The 23,265-nt window shown below is 33.8% G+C and carries 16 protein-coding genes; 13 read left to right on the top strand and 3 right to left on the bottom strand.

The annotated features are described in order from the left end of the window. The first annotated feature begins 59 nt into the window (after positions 1-59). Positions 60-5,063: a translocation/assembly module TamB domain-containing protein gene (locus tag AC0J6S_RS11970; RefSeq protein ID WP_474954020.1), complete on the top strand. Its 5,004-nt coding sequence runs from the start codon at positions 60-62 to the stop codon at positions 5,061-5,063. Then, positions 5,056-7,350 (top strand): translocation and assembly module lipoprotein TamL, encoded by a 2,295-nt coding sequence (gene tamL, locus AC0J6S_RS11965; protein ID WP_474954019.1) that lies wholly within the window; start codon positions 5,056-5,058, stop codon positions 7,348-7,350. Before AC0J6S_RS11970 ends, tamL begins: the two co-directional genes overlap by 8 nt. 72 nt (positions 7,351-7,422) lie before the next feature. Here tamL and AC0J6S_RS11960 read toward each other — a convergent pair whose 3' ends face one another. Next, positions 7,423-9,930 carry a M14 family zinc carboxypeptidase gene (locus AC0J6S_RS11960; protein WP_474954018.1) on the bottom strand — a complete coding sequence of 836 codons (2,508 nt, stop codon included), beginning with the start codon at positions 9,928-9,930 and terminating at the stop codon, positions 7,423-7,425. Positions 9,931-10,168: 238 nt separating this feature from the next. Between AC0J6S_RS11960 and AC0J6S_RS11955 the strand changes: the two genes are divergently transcribed. The 4 genes from AC0J6S_RS11955 (at position 10,169) to AC0J6S_RS11940 (ending at position 12,973) form a co-directional block, all read left to right on the top strand. Then, positions 10,169-11,596, top strand: a complete 1,428-nt coding sequence (locus AC0J6S_RS11955; RefSeq protein WP_474954017.1) for an L-serine ammonia-lyase — start codon at positions 10,169-10,171, stop codon at positions 11,594-11,596. 85 nt (positions 11,597-11,681) lie between these two features. Then, the gene (locus tag AC0J6S_RS11950; RefSeq protein WP_474954016.1) at positions 11,682-11,852 is read left to right on the top strand and encodes a hypothetical protein; all 171 of its coding nucleotides are present in this window, start codon (positions 11,682-11,684) and stop codon (positions 11,850-11,852) included. A gap of 154 nt (positions 11,853-12,006) precedes the next feature. Continuing rightward, positions 12,007-12,621, top strand: a complete 615-nt coding sequence (locus AC0J6S_RS11945; protein ID WP_474954015.1) for a SatD family protein — start codon at positions 12,007-12,009, stop codon at positions 12,619-12,621. A gap of 4 nt (positions 12,622-12,625) precedes the next feature. Further along, a complete protein-coding gene (locus AC0J6S_RS11940; protein WP_113665548.1) occupies positions 12,626-12,973 on the top strand; it encodes a hypothetical protein in 348 nt (115 codons plus the stop codon). Positions 12,974-13,013: 40 nt separating this feature from the next. Here AC0J6S_RS11940 and AC0J6S_RS11935 read toward each other — a convergent pair whose 3' ends face one another. Beyond that, the gene (locus AC0J6S_RS11935) at positions 13,014-13,457 is read right to left on the bottom strand and encodes a Cif family virulence factor (protein WP_474954014.1); all 444 of its coding nucleotides are present in this window, start codon (positions 13,455-13,457) and stop codon (positions 13,014-13,016) included. 100 nt (positions 13,458-13,557) lie between these two features. On the opposite strand from AC0J6S_RS11935, the gene panB reads away from it, so the two are divergent. The 5 genes from panB to AC0J6S_RS11910 all read left to right on the top strand — a co-directional run bounded on the left by panB (position 13,558) and on the right by AC0J6S_RS11910 (position 18,119). Next, positions 13,558-14,376, top strand: a complete 819-nt coding sequence (gene panB, locus AC0J6S_RS11930) for a 3-methyl-2-oxobutanoate hydroxymethyltransferase (protein ID WP_474954013.1) — start codon at positions 13,558-13,560, stop codon at positions 14,374-14,376. Between the two features lie 28 nt (positions 14,377-14,404). After that, complete coding sequence (locus tag AC0J6S_RS11925; protein ID WP_474954012.1) at positions 14,405-15,094, top strand: RluA family pseudouridine synthase; 690 nt, start codon at positions 14,405-14,407, stop codon at positions 15,092-15,094. 159 nt (positions 15,095-15,253) lie between these two features. Further along, positions 15,254-16,582, top strand: a complete 1,329-nt coding sequence (locus AC0J6S_RS11920) for an aldehyde dehydrogenase (protein WP_474954011.1) — start codon at positions 15,254-15,256, stop codon at positions 16,580-16,582. Continuing rightward, positions 16,573-17,310: a nitroreductase family protein gene (locus AC0J6S_RS11915; protein ID WP_474954010.1), complete on the top strand. Its 738-nt coding sequence runs from the start codon at positions 16,573-16,575 to the stop codon at positions 17,308-17,310. Before AC0J6S_RS11920 ends, AC0J6S_RS11915 begins: the two co-directional genes overlap by 10 nt. A gap of 20 nt (positions 17,311-17,330) precedes the next feature. Then, entirely contained in the window at positions 17,331-18,119 is a 789-nt protein-coding gene (locus tag AC0J6S_RS11910) for a hypothetical protein (RefSeq protein WP_474954009.1), read from the top strand. A 578-nt stretch (positions 18,120-18,697) separates the two neighbouring features. Here the strand turns inward: AC0J6S_RS11910 and AC0J6S_RS11905 are convergent. After that, entirely contained in the window at positions 18,698-18,886 is a 189-nt protein-coding gene (locus AC0J6S_RS11905; RefSeq protein WP_474954008.1) for a hypothetical protein, read from the bottom strand. 4 nt (positions 18,887-18,890) lie between these two features. Here AC0J6S_RS11905 and AC0J6S_RS11900 point away from each other — a divergent pair, with 4 nt between their 5' ends. After that, entirely contained in the window at positions 18,891-22,271 is a 3,381-nt protein-coding gene (locus AC0J6S_RS11900) for a PAS domain S-box protein (RefSeq protein ID WP_474954007.1), read from the top strand. Between the two features lie 85 nt (positions 22,272-22,356). Further along, positions 22,357-23,217, top strand: a complete 861-nt coding sequence (ypfJ, locus tag AC0J6S_RS11895) for a KPN_02809 family neutral zinc metallopeptidase (protein WP_474954006.1) — start codon at positions 22,357-22,359, stop codon at positions 23,215-23,217. Positions 23,218-23,265: the final 48 nt, after the last annotated feature.

The following is a 23,265-nucleotide window of genomic DNA, read 5'->3' as shown; positions in this document are numbered from 1 at the left end:
TCTAGGATTGAAATTCAATTCTGATTTAATTGATTAATTTTAGCTAAAAAACACATCATTTGAAAAAATACTTAAAGATAAGTTTAAAAGTTTTCCTGTGGATAATAGGATCAATACTTCTGTTGTTTTTGCTATTGGTTGTAGCCATTCAAATTCCATCAGTTCAAAATTACGCTAAAGTTAAAGCGGTCACGTATCTAGAAGGAAAAATTAAAACTAAAGTTACCATTAAACGGATAGAAATTGGTCTTCCAAAAAAAGTGATTCTTGAAGGTGTTTATTTTGAAGATCAAAAAAAAGACACCCTTTTTGCAGGTGAAAAACTTTCCGTCGATATTAGTTTACTCCAATTAATGAATAACAAAGTCGAAATAAACTCTGTTCATTTAGAAGGAATTACGGCTATTTTAAATAGGGATTCAAAAGCTGTTTTTAATTTTGATTACATCATAGACGCTTTTGCATCGCCTGAAAAACAGAAAACAGATTCACCACCTATGCAATTTTCAGTAGAAAAAATCAAACTGGACCGAATCCGATTTAAATACAATGATTTTGTCACAAAAAACAATCTGTACGCCAATCTAAATCACTTTGAAACCAATATCAAAACTTTCGATTTAGACAAAATGAACTTTGAAATTCCGAAAGCAAAAATTAATGGATTAAAGTTCAGATTACAACAGGGTATCGTTCAAATTTCTAATGCAACCAAAGCCGCAGTTATAAAAAACGAGTCGGAATCCATCCTAAAATTAAAATTAGGTGAAATTGATTTAGCAAAAATTGATGTGGATTACCAAAGTGAAGAAACCAAACTAGAGACAAATTTCTATGTTAAAAAATTACTTGCCAAAATTGATAAAATTGATCTCAACAATCAATTTGCCATCGTAGAGAGTTTTGATTTAACGGGTGTTGAAGGTGCTTTGACACTTGGAAAATTAAATAAAATAATACAAAAAAAAGAAACTGCAAGCACCGAATCCAACAAGTGGGAGGTCAAGATAAAGACGACGGAGTTCAAACGTGTTAATTTCCGTTACGACAATAATAATGTTGCTGCTACCAAACAAGGAATTGATTACAACCATTTGAATCTAACCAATTTAAATTTACAAGTAGATGTCCTTAATTACAATCCCGAAAACATATCCGGAGAGGTTAATTCCCTGAGCATAAAAGACAAAAGCGGTTTGAACATTCAATCCCTAACTACTGAGTTCTTTTATGGAAAAAAGAATGCCTTTTTTAAGAAATTATATTTAAAAACTCCACAAACGGAATTGAGGGATGAAATCAGAATTGGGTATCCATCAATTACTTCATTGGCAGCAAATCCCGGCGAACTAGGCCTTATCGCCTCTTTAAAGAAAAGTAAAATTGGAATTAAAGACATTTTGCTTTTTGCCCCCACTTTGAACAAAACCAATCCTTTCATGAGCTATCCTAACGCAATATTGTTGCTAAATGGAGCTATAAAAGGAAAGCTGAACAACATTATATTTCCGTCTATGGAGATTAGCGGCATTGGAGCGACAAAATTATCGGCAAGCGGCAGCATTGTAGGATTACCGGATATGACCAAAGCTTATTTTGATTTGAATATTAAAGACTTGCAAACTGGCGCAAAGGATTTTGCTGGTTTTTTACCAAAAGGGACAATTCCAAATACGATTCAGTTGCCTTCAAAATTAAACGCTAAGGGAACATTTAAAGGAACGATTGCTAATTTCAATACCAATTTGAATTTGGTCAGCAGTTTTGGAAATGCAAAAATCAAAGCAACTTTCGACCAAAGCAGAAAGAAATACGAGAAATACGATGCTCAAACGGAACTTACTAACTTTGATTTAGGCAAATTTATCAAAAACGATTCGATTGGAAAAGTCACATTAAAAGCCAATATAAAAGGAACTGGTTTTAATCCAAAAACCGCAACGGCTTCGTTAAACGGAAGTATTTTAAAAGTATATTACAACAAATACACGTATAAAAATCTGAATGTAAAAGGAGCCATTCGAAATGGAAATTTTAATGCGACTGCTACTGCAAAAGATCCTAATCTGACTTTTGATTTAGTGAGCAGCGGAAGTTTCAGAGACAAATATCCTTCCGGGAAATTAAAACTGAATGTAGATATAGCCGATTTAGAAAAACTAAATCTGCACGCAGGACCTTTAAAAATAAGAGGTGTTGTTGATGCTGATATTCAATCGGCTAATTTAGATTACCTCAACGGAACCGTGAATGCACACAGCATAAATGTAGTCAATGCCAAGGAACAATTCGTAATTGATTCCATAAATGTTGTAGCAACAACCACTTCTGAAAAAAATACATTGGTAGTAAATTCTCCATTTTTAGACGCTGAAATTAATGGAAAATATAAGTTATCAAAAATTGCAAATGCATTATCTAATTCTATTGCGACGTATTATGATAGTAACCCAAATTCGAAAAAAATAGCGGTTGAAAATCAGCAATTTACTTTTACGATTGGTATAAAAGATAATCCAATTATATTGAAACTTATTCCTGAATTAAAAAGTCTGGAACCAATTAATATAACAGGGAAATATAATTCGGTAAACGATTCCATTGTTTTGAATGGTTCTATTCCAAAATTAGTTTACGGAGCCAACACAATTACAAATGCGACTTTGAAAGTTGACACTCAAGACAAAGCACTGCTATACAGCTTTGTAGTAGACGATATTCAAAACAACCAAATTCAATTACCACACACCAGCATTACTGGAAAAGTGGAGAAAAATCTGGTGGATTACATCTTGCAATTGAAAGATGCAAAAGATGTGGAGCGTTATTTAATTGCTGGTACATTAAAGGCTACTAATGGAAATAACGAAGTAAGCCTTGGTCCGGACAATTTATTATTGAACTATGAATCTTGGAAAATTGCACAAGACAATCTTATCCGCTTTGGCGCAAAAGGAATTTATATCGATAATTTCGAATTGAGTAAAGATGGAAGTAACATCAAAATCCAGTCCGAAACGGATAATCAGAATGCTCCAATTGCAATTGATTTTAAGGATTTTGACATCAATACGATTACCAGTTTTGTGGAGAAGAAAGATTTACAGTTAAGTGGGAAAATAAATGGAAATGCAACTGTAAAAAACTTAACTAAGACACCGCTTTTCACTTCGGATTTGAACATTGAAAATTTCACTTTCAAAAAAGATACGGTTGGGAACATCAGTATCAACGTCAATAATGCGATTGCAAATCAATATGATGCTAAAGTTGCAATTACCGGGCAAGGAAATCAGGTGAATTTAGAAGGATTCTACAAAGCGAATGAAAGCCGTTTTGATATGAATTTGGATATTGACAAATTGAATTTGAAAAGTATCCAAGGCTTTACACTTGATAACATTACTGAAAGCACAGGATTTTTAACTGGAAATTTCAAGATTACCGGAAATACTACACAGCCAAAAGTAATTGGAGAATTACAATTCAATGAGATTGGATTCAAAGCCACACAACTTAATGCCAAATTTAAGTCTTTGAATGATAAAATTACCTTTACAGAAAATGCAATCCTTTTTGACACGTTCACTATAAAAGACGAGAAAGACAATGATTTAGTGATAAACGGAGCGATTAACAGTAGTAATTTCAGCAATTTTGGATTTGATTTATCCATTGATGCAGATAATTTTCAAGCAGTCAATTCTGAAGCGAAAGACAATGATTTGTATTATGGTCAACTATTTCTGGACAACCATTTAAAAGTAAGTGGAACGATAGAAAATCCTATCGTAGAAGGAAATATCAAAATCAATAAAGACACTAAATTTACTATTGTTTTGCCGCAATCTGATCCATCAATTGCGGACAGAGAAGGAATTGTTGAGTTTATCGATCAAGATAATCCACAAATTCTAGGCACCGCTACAATTGATGAAATCAGTAGTGAAATGGAAATAAAAGGAATCAATGCCTCTGTAAATATTGAAATCGACAAAGAGGCAGAATTATCCTTAAACATTGATAAAGCAAGCGGAGATTTCTTGAAATTAAAAGGAGAAGCGCAATTGAATGGCGGAATTGATCCTTCTGGAAAAACTACGCTTACTGGAAGATATGAATTGTCTGAGGGAAGTTATGAAATGAATTTTAATAGTATTAAAAGAAAATTCGACATCAAACCAGGAAGTTATATTTTATGGACTGGAGAACCAACAAGCGCTGACATAAACATCACGGCAATTTACAAAACGGAAGCTGCGCCAATCGATTTGATTAACGATCAATTAGGAATTGTTACTGCCGAAATAAGAAATACGTACAAGCAAAAAATTCCTTTTGAAACTCGTCTGAAAATGACTGGAGAATTAATGAAACCAACTATTTCATTTGATATTGTTTTACCGGAGGGAAATAACAGTGTTTCAACAGAAATTATCAATTCGACACAAGCTAAATTGACTCAATTGCGTCAGCAACCGGATGAAATGAACAAGCAGGTTTTTGCCTTGTTATTATTGAACCGTTTTGTTGGAGAAAACCCATTTGCCAGTGAAACCGGAGGAACAAACGTTTCATCATTAGCGCGAGAAAGTGCCAGTAAAATTTTATCACAACAGCTGAATAATCTGGCAGGTGATTTAATTGAAGGCGTTGAACTTAATTTTGATTTGAATACTTCTGACGATTACACAACGGGACAACGCGAGAATAAAACCGATTTGAATGTTGGCATTTCAAAGAAATTGCTGAATGACCGATTGAAAGTTACTGTTGGAAGTAGTTTTGGAATCGAAGGGCCACAGCAAACTAATCAGGATGCCAATAATATTGCAGGTGATGTTTCGCTGGATTATCAACTCTCTAAAGATGGAAGGTATAAAATTAGAGTATATCGTGTCAATAAATATCAAGTCGCGCTTCAGGGAGAAGTGGTTGAAACTGGAGTTGCATTCGTTATTACGATGAATTACAACAAGTTCAGGGAACTATATGCTAAAAGCGAAGCAAAAAAAGCAAAGCAAAAAGCAAAAAAAGAATTAAAAAAGAAATCAGATGAATAAGAGTCCGTTATTATATTTTCTTTTTTTAGGATTGTTTATTTCCTCGTGTAGCAATACCAGATATTTGCCGGAAGGAGAATTATTGTATACCGGCGCAAAAATAAAAGTGGAAGGAAAGCAAACCTCCAAGAAAGAAAACAAAGCGCTAAAAAACCAATTACAAGAAATTGTGAGACCCAAACCCAACTCTTCAATTCTTGGGTTAAAGCCAAAACTGTACATTTATAATTTGGCCGGAACGCCAAAGAAAGAAAAAGGATGGCGATATTGGTTGAAAACTAAAGTAGGTGAACCGCCCGTTTTTTATAGCCAAGTAGATTTATCATACAACAAAAGTGTTTTACAAAATTTCTCTGAAAACAATGGTTATTTCAACACCAAAACAACGGCGGATTCTACACGAAAAGGAAAAAAAGCAAGTGCTGAATATCTGGTAAATCCGGCAAAACAATACAAAATCAAAGAAGTTAAATTCCCCACAGATTCCTCAGTAATTTCAACTACTGTGCGCAATACCAGACGAAGAAGCTTGTTAAAAAAAGACGACGGTTACAGCCTTGAGGCAATCAAAGAAGAGAGGGTTCGTATTGATGCCCGATTAAAAGAAAAAGGGTTTTTCTATTTTAACCCCGATTATCTTAAAGTGCAGGTCGATAGTACCGTTGCGGATCATCAAGTGGATTTAATTGTAAAAGTTAAAGAGGAAACTCCATCTCTGGCAGAGACACCGTATAAAATCAATAAAATCATTGTGTATCCTAATTATTCTATTGGGATGGATAGTATAAAAACCAACATGGATTCGATCCAAAAGTACAATGATTTAACGATTATTGATCCGGAGAATTTATTCAAACCACGAATTTTTGACCGAGCATTATATTTCAAAAAAGAAGATTTGTATAACAGAACTGATCATAACTTATCACTGAATCGATTGGTGAATTTAGGTACTTTTAAATTTGTAAAAAATCAATTTACACTTTCTGATACAACAGGAAATTATCTTGATGCATATTATTATTTAACGCCATTACCAAAGAAATCAATTCGACTGGAATTATTAGCCAAAACGAATTCAGCTAATTATACAGGAACCGAGCTTAATTTAAACTGGAGCAACAGAAACACTTTTAGAGGTGCTGAATTGCTTACGATATCAGCATTTGGAGGTGTTGAAGTACAAGTTTCCGGGCAAAATAATGGATTTAATGTCTATCGCTTCGGAACCGAGGCTAATTTAATTTGGCCAAGATTAGTGGCTCCTTTCAAACTTAATTCTCCAAGTGGTTTTGTACCAAAAACAAAAGCAACATTAGGATATGAGTTTCAAAATAGAACCAAGTTATACTCGTTGCAAACCTTCAAAGGATCTTTTGGTTATTTGTGGAAACAGAGCGAACAGAAAGAACATTTATTGAATATTACTGAAATTACGTATGCAAGTCCGCAAAATGTAACGCCGTTGTATCAAGAACAAATCGATACAAATCCATCACTGGAAAAAGTAATTGAAAAACAATTAATTTTTGGTCCAACCTACTCCTACACGTACACTAATACGTTGCAAAGAAGAAAGAAAAATACGTTTTACTACAAAGGAACCGTCGACTTGGCAGGAAATATTGCCGGATTAGCTACTGGAGCAAATATTGAAAAAAAGGACCCAATTAAATTTTTTAATGTTCCTTTTAGCCAATTTATAAAAATAGAAAATGATTTTAGACATTATTATAGGTTAGGTCCGGATTCTCAACTGGCAACCAGAATTATTGCAGGAGCTGGTTTTGCTTACGGTAACTCGCGCGAATTGCCTTTTATCAAGCAGTTTTTCATTGGTGGAACCAATAGTTTGCGCGCCTTTAGAGCACGTTCTATTGGGCCGGGAAGTTTTGATGGCGCATCAACAAATACTAATGCTTTCTTGCCTGACCAATCCGGTGATTTAAAATTAGAATTTAATACTGAATACCGAGCTAAAATATACGGATTGGTGAAAGGAGCTTTGTTTATTGATGCCGGAAATATCTGGTTGTTAAATGAGAATTCGGAAAAACCCGGAGCTAAATTCTCCAAAAAATTCCTAAATGAAATCGCTGTTGGTGCCGGAGCCGGATTACGTTTCGATTTCTCTTTTCTTATCTTGAGAACAGATCTTGCCTTTCCTTTAAGAAAACCATATTTACCTGATGGCGACCGTTGGGTTTTAGATAAAATTGATTTTGGAAGTGGTCCTTGGCGCAGAGAAAATTTAGTTTTTAATTTAGCGATTGGATATCCTTTTTAAGACAATACAATCTGGATAAAAAAAAGAGCACGATGATTCCGTGCTCTTTTTTTTATGATAAATAATCCCGTTTTAGTCTACCAAGAATAAGGCATTACTAAACAATAAATTTCCATTTTCCCAGAATCCTCTGAATAATGGATTGTCGACCATATAGATTACAGATCCGTCGCCTTTTGGTTCTACTGCAAAACTTACGGTGTTGTTCAGTTTCTTTCTGATTTCATTACCAACAAAACCATAGCTTTTATAGTCTTTAGGAACATAAACAACATTGGTTGCTTTCTTCAATAAAGAATAATGTCTGTCATCTGTTTTTAGACTGAAATATTTATCGCCTAAACCAAACGACATTGGATGTGTTTTATTCAGAAGATTTTCAATGATGGCACCAGGAATAGATTTAGAAATATACCTGCGCTCCGAATCTTGAAAATCTAGAAAACGCTCTTTCAATTCTTCTTCTTCAGCCTCTTTCACGGAACTTAATTTATCTTCTTCAGTTGCAAAAGGACTCAACGCATATCCTTCTTTAGCCTCAAAAAGAGTAAGCGCGCTGTTCATAGCAATCACTTTTCCGCCATTTTTAATCCATTCTCCAATTTTCTTTTGTTGTTCTTCTGAAAAATCATAATATCCATCCGCCATAATAAGCGTGTTATAATTGAATAGGTTTAATCTGTTAAAATTACTTACCTCAACCACGCTCACCGGATATCCAATAGTTTCTTCCATATAATACCAAGCAGCGCCAAACTCTGTAGAACCAACACCTTTTCCTGATAATAAGACGACTTTTGGTGCTTTAAGTAAATTGAAATTTTCTCCACCAACATCTTTAGAATTCGATGAAAATCCCGTAGCTATATAATTATAATCGGTTTTTACTTTAATCAGTTCGCTAATCGTTTTTTCAAAATCTACTACTTTTGGATTATCGGCTTTGGTAACAATCAAACCACCCGGCTCCACTATTACATCGCCAAAAACAGCTTTTTTCATAGCAGATCGAACTTTGATATTATTTTGGTGCAATAACGAAAGTACCTGAGCTGAAATTCTGTTATTCCAAGGAATATGAAATGCATATACATTTTGTAGAATTCCTTTTTCTTTTACTTCAATGGACGCTTTTGTTTTGATTGCCAAACTATTTTTCAATGCATAACCTTCAACTCCATACGCCAAAGGCAAAGCCCAAGAAGTAATATCATACGATAAACTGTCATTCAACTTTTGATTTGGTTCAAAAAGTACCTGCGCAAAAACAGCTTTTTGTTGGTCCACTTTTACAATTAAATCATTCGGTTCTATCGTAAAACCTTTCTCTGTTTTGGTATTATAATTAAATCCAGATGCTTTTTGACTGGCATCAGCATAACTGAATTCTACATTGTTTTTTTTCAACAAATCCGCCATTTGAACCAACTTCGGATTGTTTTTCATCACGTACATTTTATAATTTCCCTTCACTATTTTTCGGGAATTATTCATAAAACCTCTGAATCCTTTCAGCAAAACATCCGATTGTGCCGCTGCTGATTCTACCACAGTAAGGACTGCTGTTGCGTGATGTGTCAATCTGTCTTTTATCGTAAGGGTGATTCCATTACTCATTGTAACAGCTCTCCCTGCTCCTATTCCGCCTTGTTCCATCGTCATTCCTACCGCGCCATTGTATGTAGGATAGGTATCGCCATAACTTGGATAAAACAAATCAAAACGTTCCCCAGTATTGTACATCCAGTTTTGAGCATCAAATTTTTTAGAAATATTTTTACCTAAAGTGTAGTGAAAATCTTTCTGGTATTTCTCAATGTATTCATGCAAAGGCTCCGCTGATGGTGGAAAAAAATACGGTGAATCGTATCCCATTTCGTGTACATCAGTATGAACTTGTGGCATCCATTGGTTGTATAACGCTATACGGTGCTGAGTTTCCTGCTGCGTTTGCCACGCCCAATCTCTATTTAAATCAAAAATATAATGGTTGTATCTGCCGCCTGGCCATACTTCCATGTGCTCTCTATCTGATAAATCCGGATGCGTTTTTTTACCTGAAATTTCTCGCAACCAATTCCCGTATCTGGAATATCCATCCGGATTAATACAAGGATCAAGGATAACTATTGTATTCTCTAACCACTTTTTAGTTTCAGCATTCGATGGATTTACTAACTCGTACGCTACTGTCATGGCGCTTTCGGTGCCGGCAAATTCATTTCCGTGAACATTAAAACTCAACCATACAATTAACTTATCGCCAATCATTTGCGATTTATTTTGGGATAAACCTACGGCTGCTAAATTGTTATTCCGTATTTGTTCCAAATTAGCTAAATTCTCCGGACTGGAAATAAAATACACATTTAAGTCTCTTTGTTCCGGAGTCACTCCATATTTTTGGTGTTTGATTAAATTCGACTTTTCCGCGAGATGCTTGAAATAATTTTCAACCTGATGGTAATAGGTTATTTGTTTTCCGTAATTGGGTAAAAACTGGGAAGGACTTTGCACTTGTGAATGAACACTGAGCACCAAAGTCAGCATTAAATAAAAAGAAAAAACAGTCTTTTTCATATTGTTTTGGGTTAGTTATGCTTCAAAAATAGCCATTTACGAAGTATTGTACAAGCTAAACTTGGGATTAATGAAATATTGATTTTACCAAACCTCAAGTTTTTATTAATTCATTTTTTGTTGAAGAATACTAACAATACAGCACCTTTCGTTATTAAAAAAACAATAATATTCCAATTTGAATTAGTATCCTTGCTACATTCTATTATATTTGTATCCAACAAAATTGACACTATAGATGGAAGAATGTATCTCCGTTTTTGATATGCTAAAAATTGGTGTTGGACCTTCAAGTTCACACACTCTTGGGCCTTGGAGAGCTGCCGAACGCTTTCTTGGTGAATTAAGAAACGAAAAATTACTTCCTGCTGTAAATCGGGTAAAAATAGATTTATACGGTTCACTTTCCTTAACAGGAAAAGGTCACGCAACGGATTTGGCCGTAATGCTGGGTTTGAGTGGACAAGATCCAGAATATATTCCTGTGGAAAATATTGATGCAATTATCAAATCCATTGAATCCAAAAACGAAATCAATTTAGGAAACGAAAAACCAATTCCTTTTTATTTCCTACAAGATATTGTTTTCAATAAAAACTTCCTTCCTTTTCATGCCAATGGAATGACTTTTACGGCCTACCTGACGGATGACAGCGAATATGTTTCGACCTTTTATTCTATTGGTGGCGGATTTGTAGTCAAAGAAGAACGCATCAACGCCAAAAAGAAAATTCAGATAAAATGTGCTTTTCCTTATCCAATTGAGAAAGCAGCTGAACTGTTAGATTTTTGCAAAAAAGAAAATAAATCCATATCAGAAATCGTTTATGAAAACGAAAAATCGATGCGTACCGAAGCTGTTATCGATCATGAATTGATGCGTATTTGGAAGACAATGCTCGAATGCATGTACATAGGTTGCCATTCTGAAGGGATTCTTCCAGGCGGATTAAACGTGCGTCGTCGTGCTTTTGATATGCACCAAAACCTCATCGGTTTAGCCAATTATGATTCGCCACAAACCTGGCTTGAAGAAATTAGAAAAACGGAAGTTAAATTTCGCCAAATCCTGAAATGGGTTTCTTGTTTTGCCCTTGCGGTAAATGAGGTAAATGCTGCTTTAGGACGTGTAGTTACGGCTCCAACAAATGGAAGTGCAGGTGTGATTCCCGCTGTTTTGATGTATTATTTAGTGATTGAAAACCACAATGCCGGAGAAAAAGAAATCAAACAATTTCTGATGGTTGCCGGAGAAATAGGCAGTATTTTCAAGAAAGGCTCTACCATTTCCGCAGCAATGGGTGGTTGTCAAGCTGAAATAGGCGTTTCATCCTCGATGGCAGCCGCTGCTTTATGCGAATTGATGGGCGGAACTCCCGAACAGGTTTTAATGGCTGCCGAAATCGCAATGGAACATCACTTGGGATTGACTTGTGATCCTATTGGTGGTTTGGTTCAGATTCCGTGTATTGAACGAAATACGATGGGTGCCATAAAAGCCATAAATGCCGCTGAACTAGCCTTGGAAACAGACCCGAAAAATGCAAAAGTCCCTTTGGATAAAGTCGTAGACACAATGTGGCAAACGGCCAAAGACATGAATAATAAATACAAAGAAACTTCAGAGGGCGGATTAGCCATTGCCGTGAATATGGCGGATTGTTAAATTTCATAACACAAATTTAAAATACATACACTCTAAAATCCAACTATTATTAGTAGATTTAATCTTTATTCTTAAATCAAAAATAATGGAAATCAATTGGATAGTAGTTAGTATTGTAATTATTTGTGTGGTAATTTTGATTGTATTTCTTATTAGAAAAAATCAAAAAGATAAAAAAAAGTACACCAATTTTTTGAACAATGATTTTAAAAAAGCTGATGAAAAAGAATCAGATTTGAATGATGACACGTATTAACTTGTCTTGTTAAATTCTCATGTAATTTTATAAATTGATTTTATCTTTCCTTAAATGCTGCTTTTAATTTCACTAAAAATGAAATTATGTGAATTATTTCACTATTTTTGAAATAAAATACATAATTTCATTTTTTATGAAACACTTTATCCTAATGGCAGATATTATTAATAGTGGAAAAAAGGAGCAAAAACCACTGATGGAAGATTTTAAAAATCTAATAGAAGAGGTAAATGAAATCTATAAAACAGATATATCATCACCATTAACTATTACTTTAGGTGATGAATTTCAAGGTGTCATAAAAAACTTAGCCGCATCGATACAAATTATTCTTACTTTAGAAGAAAATTGTATTCACAAAAAATTAAATTTTAAATTACGGTATGTTTTGAATCAAGGCGAAATAGAAACGCCCGTCAATGAAAAGATTGCCTATGAAATGTTGGGAAGCGGTTTAACAGAAGCAAGATTAAAACTGAATGATTCAAAATATAAAAAATTTAGATTTAACATTTCAATAGATAATCTCTTACAGCAAAGTATTTTTAATGATGCTTTCATAATTTTTGAAAATGTTATAGACAAATGGTCTTTAGAAAAGGACTATGAATTAGTATCAAATTTTATACAATTAAAAGACTATAAAATCGTTTCTGAAAAAATGAATAAAACCCGTTCTTTAATATGGAAAAGAGAAAAAACATTACAGATGGAAACTTATAATGCTACAAAAAATATAATTCATACAATTACCTCAATAAAATAAAAGCATGGCTATATTTCAATTTATGGTTTTCATTCTTTCTACAGAAATACTTCTGGGTATATTTTATTATGTTATCACGCCAAAAACAATTCGAAAAAATAAAGTTATAGACTATAAATCTCTTCTTAAAGGAATCGTTGAAAGAATCTTTTTATTAGTTTCGCTGATCAATGATTACCCGCATGCATTAGCTTTATTTGGTGCGTTAAAATTGGCAACAAGATTAAAAAGGGACGATGAACAAGATAAAGTAAAGCAATCTCTGTACAACGATTTTTATTTGGTGGGGAATTTCATTTCTGTTATGATAGCCATTTTCTATGTTTTTCTCTATGATAAATACATTGGATAAAACAATCAAGTAAACGTCTTTAAAAAATTACTGACCAAAACTACTTTCTTCTGGTATCAATAATATGAACGATTTTCCATTCTGAAGTTTCGGGAGTATCTTTCCTAAACAGCGTAACCGCATTCACGCCTTTATGAATTAATTTACCATCCACATAAAACTCGTACGGCGTCCAAACGTGCGCCATACTTCCATCGATTTGGATGGAGTAATTCAGTATTTTTTCCTGAAATTTGACTTCGGGAGGAATAGAAGCTATCGATTTAAAAAATGCTTGTAATTTTTCATTCGTTAATCTAGTGCCTTTAGCATTTTCACTAATGGATTGTAACATCATTGTTTCGTCACAAATCGTCTTTAATCTCAGCGTATCTTTGGCATGAAAAGCCTCAAAAAAAGTTTCAATTACGTTTTGAATTTCTTGATTTTGAGCCTCAGCATTCACCGTTATAAGCAATACTATCATTACTACTATTTTACGCATAATTACTTTTTTATTTAATTGGTATTTCAATAACATTACTGTTACATTTTTGAGTTAAAAATATACATTTTGTTACCTTTACAATCTTAAAATAACAAATATGTCTGTCGCAAAAAAAGATTATAAAAGGATTACTACAAAATCATTGATTGAAATGAAAGCCAACGGAGAGAAAATTTCCATGCTTACCGCATACGATTATACCATGGCAAAAATCGTTGATAGTGCCGGAATTGATGTAATCCTTGTTGGTGATTCTGCTTCGAATGTGATGGCTGGTCATGAAACAACATTGCCAATTACATTGGACCAAATGATTTATCACGCTTCCTCTGTAGTGAGAGCAATAGAAAGAGCATTGGTTGTTGTGGATTTGCCTTTTGGAAGTTACCAATCAGATCCTAAAGAAGCGTTGCGCTCTGCTATCCGAATCATGAAAGAAAGCGGTGGACATGCCGTAAAACTGGAAGGCGGAAAAGAAATTAAAGATTCAATTAAGAAAATATTAAACGCAGGAATTCCAGTAATGGGACATTTGGGTTTAACCCCACAATCTATTTATAAATTCGGGACATATACCGTTCGTGCCAAAGAAGAAGAGGAAGCGCATAAACTTATAGAAGACGCTAAATTGTTGGAAAGACTGGGTTGTTTCGCCTTGGTTTTGGAAAAAATTCCTGCTCATTTAGCCGAAAAAGTAGCTCAAAGTATTACTATTCCAGTAATTGGTATTGGTGCTGGTGGCGGAGTTGACGGGCAAGTTTTAGTGATTCACGACATGTTAGGAATGAATAATGAATTTAGTCCACGTTTCTTGAGAAGATACATGAATTTATACGACGAAATGACAACAGCCATCGGTCAATATGTTGCCGATGTAAAATCCAGTGATTTTCCTAATTCTAGCGAACAATATTAAGCACCTAAACCCGAAAGGGGAATTGAAAATGAAAATAGTTTCCAATAAAAATAACCTGCAAATTCTTCACGAAGACAATCACCTTATTGTGGTTAATAAGCGCGTAGGCGATATTGTGCAAGGTGATAAAACTGGTGATAAACCACTGTCTGATGTGGTGAAAGAATACATCAAAGATAAGTATAACAAACCCGGAGAAGTGTTTTTGGGCGTCGTACACCGTTTAGACCGACCTACAACCGGAATCGTAGTTTTTGCCCGAACCAGTAAAGCATTGACCAGAATAAATGAGTTGTTCAGTAACCGTGAAACTCAAAAAACGTATTGGTGTATTGTAAAAAATAAACCTGCAAATTCCGAGGATAAATTGGTTCACTATATTAAAAGAAACGAAAAAAACAACACTTCAAAAGCGCATTTAAAAGAAGTTCCTGACAGTAAACTTGCCAGTTTAGATTATAAAATCATCCAGGAACTCAACAATTATTTTGCTCTGGAAATCAATCTTCATACCGGCAGACACCATCAAATCAGGGCACAGCTTTCGGCGATTGGATCACCGATAAAAGGCGATTTGAAATATGGGTTTGACCGAAGCAATCCCGATGGAGGAATTCATTTGCACGCTCGAAAATTAGTTTTTGTACATCCTGTTACCAAAGAAAATATAGAAATCATCGCACCAACACCAGATGATGTGATTTGGAATGCAGTCTAATATTTTGCAGTTTACGGATCCAAAAACGGTAACAAAAAAGATAACTTACAGACTTATACCATAGAAAACAGGAATATAAACTCCTGTTTTTTTTATTTTAGCTTCTAAAGAAAGTTGCTGTAAGTTAATAATTATGTAATTTTAATTTAAAATCATCTTATGAATTACAAAACCGATATAAAATCACGAAAAGAATCTCTTAAAAAATTATTGCACGTCATCACAAAACATGAAGATGCAATTATTAAGGCTTTGTACGATGATTTTAAAAAACCAGCTTTTGAAGCCGTTTTAACAGAAACTAATTATGTGATTAGTGACTTGAAAGAAACCATAAAGAATATCGATTCTTGGGCTAAGCCAAAAAAGGTTTTCCCTTCATTTTTAAATTTCCCTTCTTCTGATTATGTATACAGTGAACCTTATGGCAATGTTTTAATCCTTTCGCCTTGGAATTATCCGTTTCAATTGGCATTATGTCCACTTGTCGCCGCTGTTGCTGCTGGGAATAAAGTGACTTTAAAACCATCTGAACTAACCCCAAATACGTCAAATATTATAGTTAAAATAATCACTGAAACTTTTCCGGTAAAGGATGTTGTTGTCATTACTGGAGACGCTACTATTGCAGCAAATTTGTTAAGCAAACGCTGGGATTATATTTTTTTTACGGGAAGTGTCGCTGTTGGAAAAATTGTAGCAAAGGCTGCAGCCGAAAACCTAACCCCAGTAACACTGGAACTGGGTGGAAAAAGCCCTTGTATTGTTGATGAAACAGCAAATTTAGAATTAAGTGCCCGACGCATTGTTTGGGGAAAAATTATCAATGCGGGGCAAACTTGTGTGGCTCCTGATTATATTTTGGTTCACCATAAAATGAAAGATACTTTGGTTAAATTCCTTATACAGGAAATCGAAAAAGCACTTGGAACAAATCCTGAAGAATCTCCGGATTTTGCCAGAATCATCAATTTGAAAAACTGGCAACGTCAATTGAGTTTATTGGAAAATCAGAAAATACTTTTTGGAGGACAATCCAACAGAGATTCGTTATACCTCGCTCCTACTTTACTTGACGAACCAAAAATGGATAGTCTAGTTATGACCGAAGAAATTTTTGGACCGATACTCCCGATACTTTCCTACGAAACTAAATCAGATATTGATGCAATAATTTCGAGCTTCGAAAAACCATTATCCTTCTATTTATTTTCCCAAAACAAATCTTTTATCGATGAAGTCATCCACAAATACTCGTTTGGTGGTGGTTGTATTAATGACACCGTAATTCATCTGGTAAACAATCGCCTGCCTTTTGGAGGTGTTGGAAATTCCGGAATGGGAGCGTATCATGGAAAATTAAGTTTTGATATTTTTTCACACAAAAAATCGATTGTAAAAAGAGGAACATGGCTTGATTTACCGTTGCGTTATGCACCGTATAAAGAAAAATTAAAAACTATTCAAAAAGTATTAAAATGGTTGTAACCAATGAAAAAACAGTAAGCGAGGCCATAAAATACCGCCGCTCTGTTCGGGTTTTTAAAGATGAAGCTATTGATACGGAAAAAGTAAAAGAATGCATTCAATTAGCGACGCTGGCGCCCACAAGCAGTAACATGCAACTTTGGGAATTTTATCACGTGATATCGCCTGAAATAATTCAAAAAATAGCCAAAGCAAGTTTTGACCAAAATGCAGCTAAAACAGCACAGCAATTGGTAATTGTAGTGGCGAGGAAGGATTTATGGCGCAAGAGAGTGCAATCGAATATAAATTATTTGAAAAATCAATACGGCAATAAACCCGAAGCAGCGTATTCCAAAAGAGAGAAATTTGCATTGAATTATTATCAGAAAATTATTCCGACACTGTATTTTGATTTTTTAGGAATTATTGGAATGCTAAAATTCCTTGTATTTCAAGTTATTGGAATATTCAAACCCATTTACAGACAGGCTCGACAAAGCGATATGCGAATTGTAGCCCACAAAAGTGCGGGACTTGCCGCACAGAATTTTATGATCAGCATGGCAGCCATAAATTACGATACGTGTCCAATGGAAGGTTTTGATTCGCTGAGAATTAAAAAAATATTACATTTGCCCGCTTCCGCAGAAATAAATATGATTCTAGGCTGTGGAATTAGAGACGAAAATGGCATTTATGGAGAACGATTCCGAATCCCTTTTGAAGAAACCTATTTTAAAATATAACTAATCAATTTTTAAACCAAATGAATAAAACTACACAAAACCGAATTTCAGAAATAAAACAAGATGGCTACAATTTAGATTTTGGCAATGTTTTCAACCACGCCTTTGAGAATTACAAGAAAATTGCGCTGTATGGCGGTTTAATCATTTTTGTCTTTTTTGTTTTGCTTTCTATTTTAGCATTTGGAATACTGGTTGCAATTTTTGGGGCTCCCGCAATTGTTGATTTTTTAAAACCAGAAAATTTAAGACTGGAAGAAATTCCCTTACCTACGCTGCTACTGATTACAGGAATTTCAGCACTAACTTCAAGTTTATTTAGTCCATTTACTGCGGGCTTACTAAAAATGGCGTATTGCGCAGAAAGAGATGAAGAATTTCATGTCTCTACTATGTTTGAGTTTTTTAAAGCTCCCTATTTCAAGGAACTTTTTATTGCAACATTTTTGGTATCTATGACTAGTTCTATCATAACAACATTAATTAATTTTGCGCAAATACCCGCTTTAGGTGCTATTGTAAATGTAACTGTCTCGTTATTTTCGATGTTAATGATTCCGCTAATCATTTTCGGGAATTTGAAAGCGGTAGAAGCAATAGAAACTAGCATTCTACTGGTTTATAAACAACCATTAATATTGCTGGGATTAATCGTTGTTGGAACGATTGGTGTGCTGGTAGGTTTTATAGGATGTTGTATTGGGATATTTTTCACGTTACCATTTATGTACTCCTTAGACTATGCTATTTACAGTGAAATAATCGGTTTTGAAAATCAAAGCGAAATTGAATTTCAAGAAAAAATATAAAAATTAAGAATTACTTTTTTGAATAAAAACCAAACAGAAATTTAAATCTGTTTTGGTTTTTATTTGATTTTTTTTGCTACATTGAACACCAAAAGTTAGAGCCCAAAATCTACTCTTTAGAAACCTCATAAAAAAATTACTATGTTGTGGTACTGTGGACTGCTGACTATTCTCAACTCAAAATTTATTTTATTTTGGGCTTATAATTTTTTACCAATGAGTAATTTTTTATTGGTTGCAATACCCATTTTATTTGTGTTCATAATCTATGAAGTATATAAAATAAAATCAACTTTAAAGAGTAAGCTATTAGAAAATGGTAGGGACACCGTTTTAAAAAATAAAGAATACCAACTGTATCTTCTTTTTCTAGGTATCATAATTCCATCAATTGAAATCATCTTTGAGATTTTTAAAATTAGACCTAAAAGTTTAATGTTAGCTAACTGTACTATTGGTTTATTTCTGCTAATTCTCTACATGCTAAGCACTAAATATGCCATTATTTTTAAACATATTAAAGAAATATTCATCAGTTTATTTCTTTTCTACTTTGTTTTTATTTCTAGAAATCTGATTTATTCTCCAACAGATACAATTCCTATTGTAGGTTTTATAGTTTGCTTTTTCTTTTCATACAACATTTTAAAACCTACAAAACTATATTGGTTTTTCGTAACCGCAGTCTTTACATTCTTTTTGGTTATTTTTTTATTAGAATTGGTCCCTATAGAAACTAGCATTGCGCTTGCCACCTTTTCAACCATAATATTGATTATCAACTATATTCATTATATTTCGTTACTGAATCTTGAAATTGAAATGCGTTTCAACAATCAAATTATTAATAAAGGAAATTCGCTTATTCTGGCCACTAACAAAAAAGGGGAAATTGTATTTTGCAGTGAAAATGTAAAAACAATTTTAGGTTATTCTGTGGAGGAAGTTATGGGATTAGGGTATTGGAAAGTCACTGAAGACAGCGAATTTTTTGGTGAAGAATACCATAAAACATTTAAAGACGATCATATATTTATTCGAAAACTGAAATGTAAAAATGGTGAATTCAAACACATCCAATGGAACGATAAGAAATTTTCGAATGATTTGATAATTGGAATTGGACAGGATGTAACCAATGAAATTCAAATTCAAAATCAGTATAAATATCTAATTCAAAATGCAATCGATCTTATTTATGAAGTCGATACTATTGGAAATTTTATATTTGTGAATGACTTTACAATTAAATTGCTGGGTTATGAAAATGAGGAATTAATAAATCGACATTACTCTGATTTTATTCGGAAAGATTATGTTAGCAGTATCAGAGATTTTTATCAAAATTTGTTGGAAAATGAAAATTACTTTCCAAGTATTGAATTTCCTTTACTAAAAGAGAACGGAGAAGAATTATGGGTTTCACAGAAAGTGATTATTCGTAGAAATGATTTTGGAAAAATAGTTGCTTATTCCGGGATTGCTCGAGATATAACTAAGTTTAAAAATATAGAAATTGAAAATAAAGCAAGGCAGGAAAAAATAGAAAAATACAACGAAACGATTAAACGATTATCAACAACTAACTTTAGCAACTACAAAAATCTAGATGTTAGTGTAATGCAAATCCTAGAATCCGCTGCTAGAGTTACCAGATGCAATCGTGTAAGTTATTGGAAATATGCCAATGACATCTTAACATGTGAAAACCAATATGAATTAGAAGCTAATTCTTTCAGTAGAGGCGTTGTTCTTAAAAAAGAAAATTACCCAATTTATTTTGAACTGATAAAAAGCAGAAAACAAATTTGTGCTCCTGACGTATTCAGCAAATATGGACTGTCAGAATTCACTGAAAATTATTTTTTAGAGTATGATATAAAGTCAATACTTGATATTCCATTTTTTATTAATGGGGAACTCATTGGCGTGTTGTGTCTTGAGGCTACCAAATCAAAAATAAATTGGGATAATGAAGACATTAATTTTGCAAGATCAATCTCTGATATTATCTCGCTGACCATGATTTCACAAAGTCGCTATGAAACTGAAAAGAAATTAGAATATAAAAGCGAACTTTTGTCTGCTATGGCGCTTTGTACGGAGAAATTTTTGAACAGTAATGACTTCAACGATATTTTCTCGGATGTCCTTATTATTATGGGACAAGCGACCAAATCACATCGTGCATATTACTATGAAAACGATGCAAATACGGGATTAATCAGTCAAAAATACCGATGGATTATCAACAATATTAAATTGACAGAGAACAATATTAAACTTCAAAACTTACCGCATGATTTTTTTGAAGAGCTACTAACACCGCTTTTGAATAACAAAATCTATAAAGCAATAATTCCGAAAATTGAAAATCTATCGCTTCGAAACAAATTAATTAATGTAGATGTAATTTCAATTATCTTATTTCCAATTTTCGTTAAAAATAAATTTCACGGATTTTTAGGGTTTGACGACACACAAAACGAAAGAGCCTGGTCTGAAGATGAGGTGAATATTTTACAAACATTAGCCAGTAATATTGCGTCATCTATTGAACGTATTACAAACGAGACCGCAATTTATGAAAGTGAAGAAAAATTTAGATTATTGGCTAATAATATTCCCGGAACGGTATATTTATCGAACTACGATGAAAATAATACTAAAATTTACATCAATGATGAAATTGAAAAACTTACTGGATACCCCAAATCAGAATTCCTAAATCACCACTTATCTTTCATAGATTTAATCCATCCCGAAGATAAAGTGAACGCTATTGCTGCTCAAAAAAATGCGATTGACCGTAAAATCCCTATCCACTTAACGTTCCGAATTATTCATAAAGACAATCGCGTGGTTTGGGTAGAAGAATTTGGCGATACCATATACAAAGATGGAAAAATTGTTTTTTTAGAAGGAATTTTTATTGACATTACCGAGAGAAAGCAAGCCGAAACCGTAGTACAAGAGAAAGAATTAGCCGAAGCTGCCAACAAAGCAAAATCAGAATTCCTGGCTAATATGAGTCATGAGATTAGAACGCCTCTAAACGGGATTATTGGTTTTACTGATTTATTGATGAAAACTAATCTTGGAGTGACACAGGAAAAATATATGACGACCATCAGCCAATCGGCACACTCCTTGCTGGACATTATTAATGATATTCTGGATTTCTCCAAAATTGAAGCCGGAAAACTGGATTTGTACATTGAAAAATATGATATCAATGAAATGCTTGCTCAAGTAATCGACTTAATTTTATACGAATCCAATCAAAAAAATTTAAAACTGGAACTCAATATTGCAGCAGATACACCAAAATATTTATGGCTGGATAGCGTTCGATTGAAACAGATTTTGATTAATTTATTGGCGAATGCCGTAAAATTTACAGAAAGAGGCGCAATAAAATTAGAGGTGTCAGTGATAGAGAAAATAGATGATTTCAAAGCTACTATTCGCTTTGCGGTTATCGATACCGGAATTGGAATATTAGAACAAAACAAAAAGAAAATATTTAAAGCATTCTCACAGGAAGACAGTTCCACAACAAGAAAATTTGGTGGTACTGGACTGGGATTAACGATTTCGAACCAATTATTAGGATTAATGAACAGTCATTTGCAATTAGACAGTACAATAGATTTAGGCAGCACTTTTTATTTTGATTTAACACTAAAGACAAGCGATGAAGCTCCGAAAACGTTCAGTTTAAACGACACTGATTTTGATTCTAATAACAAAATAGCAGTCCAAACTAATCATCAAGCTAAAAAAGTTACTGTATTAATTGTGGAGGATAACAAAGTGAATATGTTACTGCTGAAAACAATCATTAAAAATTTGCCCGTACCTACCACAATTTATGAAGCACTAAACGGTCAGTTAGCAATAGAACAATTTGAAACAATTCACCCTGATATTATTTTTATGGACATCCAAATGCCTGTCATGAATGGTTATGAAGCGACAGAAATCATTCGGAATTTAAAATCAGGACAGAACGTACCTATAATTGCAATAACTGCCGGTACGGAAAAAGAAGAAAAGGAAAAATGTCTTAATGCAGGAATGAGTGATTACATTCCAAAACCAATTATCAAAGGAATTATTGAAGAAACATTTCTGAAATGGGTACATTGACCTAAATTTGAAAAGTATAATAATACTTAAAAATAAAGTAATTTTGTAGTACAAAGGTTTATTAACAATTAAAAAATAACAGATTATGAAATGGAGTGGCAGACGTCAAAGTGATAATGTAGAAGACCGAAGAGGGATGTCCTCTGGAGGAAAAACAATTGTAGGAGGTGGAATTATTGGGATAATTATCTTGTTACTAAACACTTTTGGTGGAGAAAATGTCCAAATGCTTACGCCAATTTTAGAACAAATGAATCAAGGAAATAGCGCTCCTACTGAACAAAGAGACCTAACCGCCGCCGAAATTGAAGAAGGCAAATTCATAGAAGCTATATTAGTAGATACGGAGGATGTTTGGGGAAAAATATTTCAGGAGAATAACATGGAATATATAAGACCAAAATTAAGATTGTTTACCCAGGCTGTAGAAACAGAGTGCGGAAATGCTACATCGGCTTCAGGACCTTTTTATTGTCCGGCTGACCAAAAAGTATACATGGATTTAACATTTTTTGAGGAACTGAAAACTAAATTTGGTGCGCAAGGAGGCGATTTTGCTACAGCTTACGTAATTGCTCACGAAATTGGACACCACGTACAAACCTTGTTAGGAACTTCCGCTAAAATGAGACAGATGCAACAAGGTAAAAGCCAGGCCGAAGCCAATAAATTATCAGTTGCTTTAGAATTACAAGCTGATTTTTATGCGGGCGTTTGGACGCATTACAATCAAAAGATGAATAATTTCTTGGAAGAAGGTGATATCGACGAAGCTTTAAGTGCGGCACATGCGGTTGGTGATGATGCGATTCAAGCTAAAATTCAAGGACACATTGTTCCCGAATCCTTTACACACGGAACTTCGGCTCAACGAAAAGCTTGGTTTTTGAAAGGGTATAAATCAGGAGACATTACTCAAGGTGATACTTTTGCAGAAATAAGATAAATCAAAAAGCAATAAGAATTTAAAAATCGGGATATATTCCCGATTTTT

Source organism: Flavobacterium sp. TS_SC_5, assembly GCF_056156265.1.
The sequence above is the reverse complement of the archived record's forward strand: the minus strand, read 5'-3'. Positions and strand labels throughout refer to the sequence as shown.

Excerpts from the sequence above, each read along its gene's own strand:
- tamL (WP_474954019.1), top strand. The coding sequence starts at position 5,056 with ATGAATAAGAGTCCGTTATTATATTTTCTTTTTTTAGGATTGTTTATT.
- AC0J6S_RS11960 (WP_474954018.1), bottom strand. The coding sequence starts at position 9,930 with ATGAAAAAGACTGTTTTTTCTTTTTATTTAATGCTGACTTTGGTGCTC.
- AC0J6S_RS11955 (WP_474954017.1), top strand. The coding sequence starts at position 10,169 with ATGGAAGAATGTATCTCCGTTTTTGATATGCTAAAAATTGGTGTTGGA.
- AC0J6S_RS11950 (WP_474954016.1), top strand. The coding sequence starts at position 11,682 with ATGGAAATCAATTGGATAGTAGTTAGTATTGTAATTATTTGTGTGGTA.
- AC0J6S_RS11945 (WP_474954015.1), top strand. The coding sequence starts at position 12,007 with ATGGCAGATATTATTAATAGTGGAAAAAAGGAGCAAAAACCACTGATG.
- AC0J6S_RS11940 (WP_113665548.1), top strand. The coding sequence starts at position 12,626 with ATGGCTATATTTCAATTTATGGTTTTCATTCTTTCTACAGAAATACTT.
- AC0J6S_RS11935 (WP_474954014.1), bottom strand. The coding sequence starts at position 13,457 with ATGCGTAAAATAGTAGTAATGATAGTATTGCTTATAACGGTGAATGCT.
- panB (WP_474954013.1), top strand. The coding sequence starts at position 13,558 with ATGTCTGTCGCAAAAAAAGATTATAAAAGGATTACTACAAAATCATTG.
- AC0J6S_RS11925 (WP_474954012.1), top strand. The coding sequence starts at position 14,405 with ATGAAAATAGTTTCCAATAAAAATAACCTGCAAATTCTTCACGAAGAC.
- AC0J6S_RS11920 (WP_474954011.1), top strand. The coding sequence starts at position 15,254 with ATGAATTACAAAACCGATATAAAATCACGAAAAGAATCTCTTAAAAAA.
- AC0J6S_RS11915 (WP_474954010.1), top strand. The coding sequence starts at position 16,573 with ATGGTTGTAACCAATGAAAAAACAGTAAGCGAGGCCATAAAATACCGC.
- AC0J6S_RS11910 (WP_474954009.1), top strand. The coding sequence starts at position 17,331 with ATGAATAAAACTACACAAAACCGAATTTCAGAAATAAAACAAGATGGC.
- AC0J6S_RS11905 (WP_474954008.1), bottom strand. The coding sequence starts at position 18,886 with ATGGTTGAAAAGGTGGCAAGCGCAATGCTAGTTTCTATAGGGACCAAT.
- ypfJ (WP_474954006.1), top strand. The coding sequence starts at position 22,357 with ATGAAATGGAGTGGCAGACGTCAAAGTGATAATGTAGAAGACCGAAGA.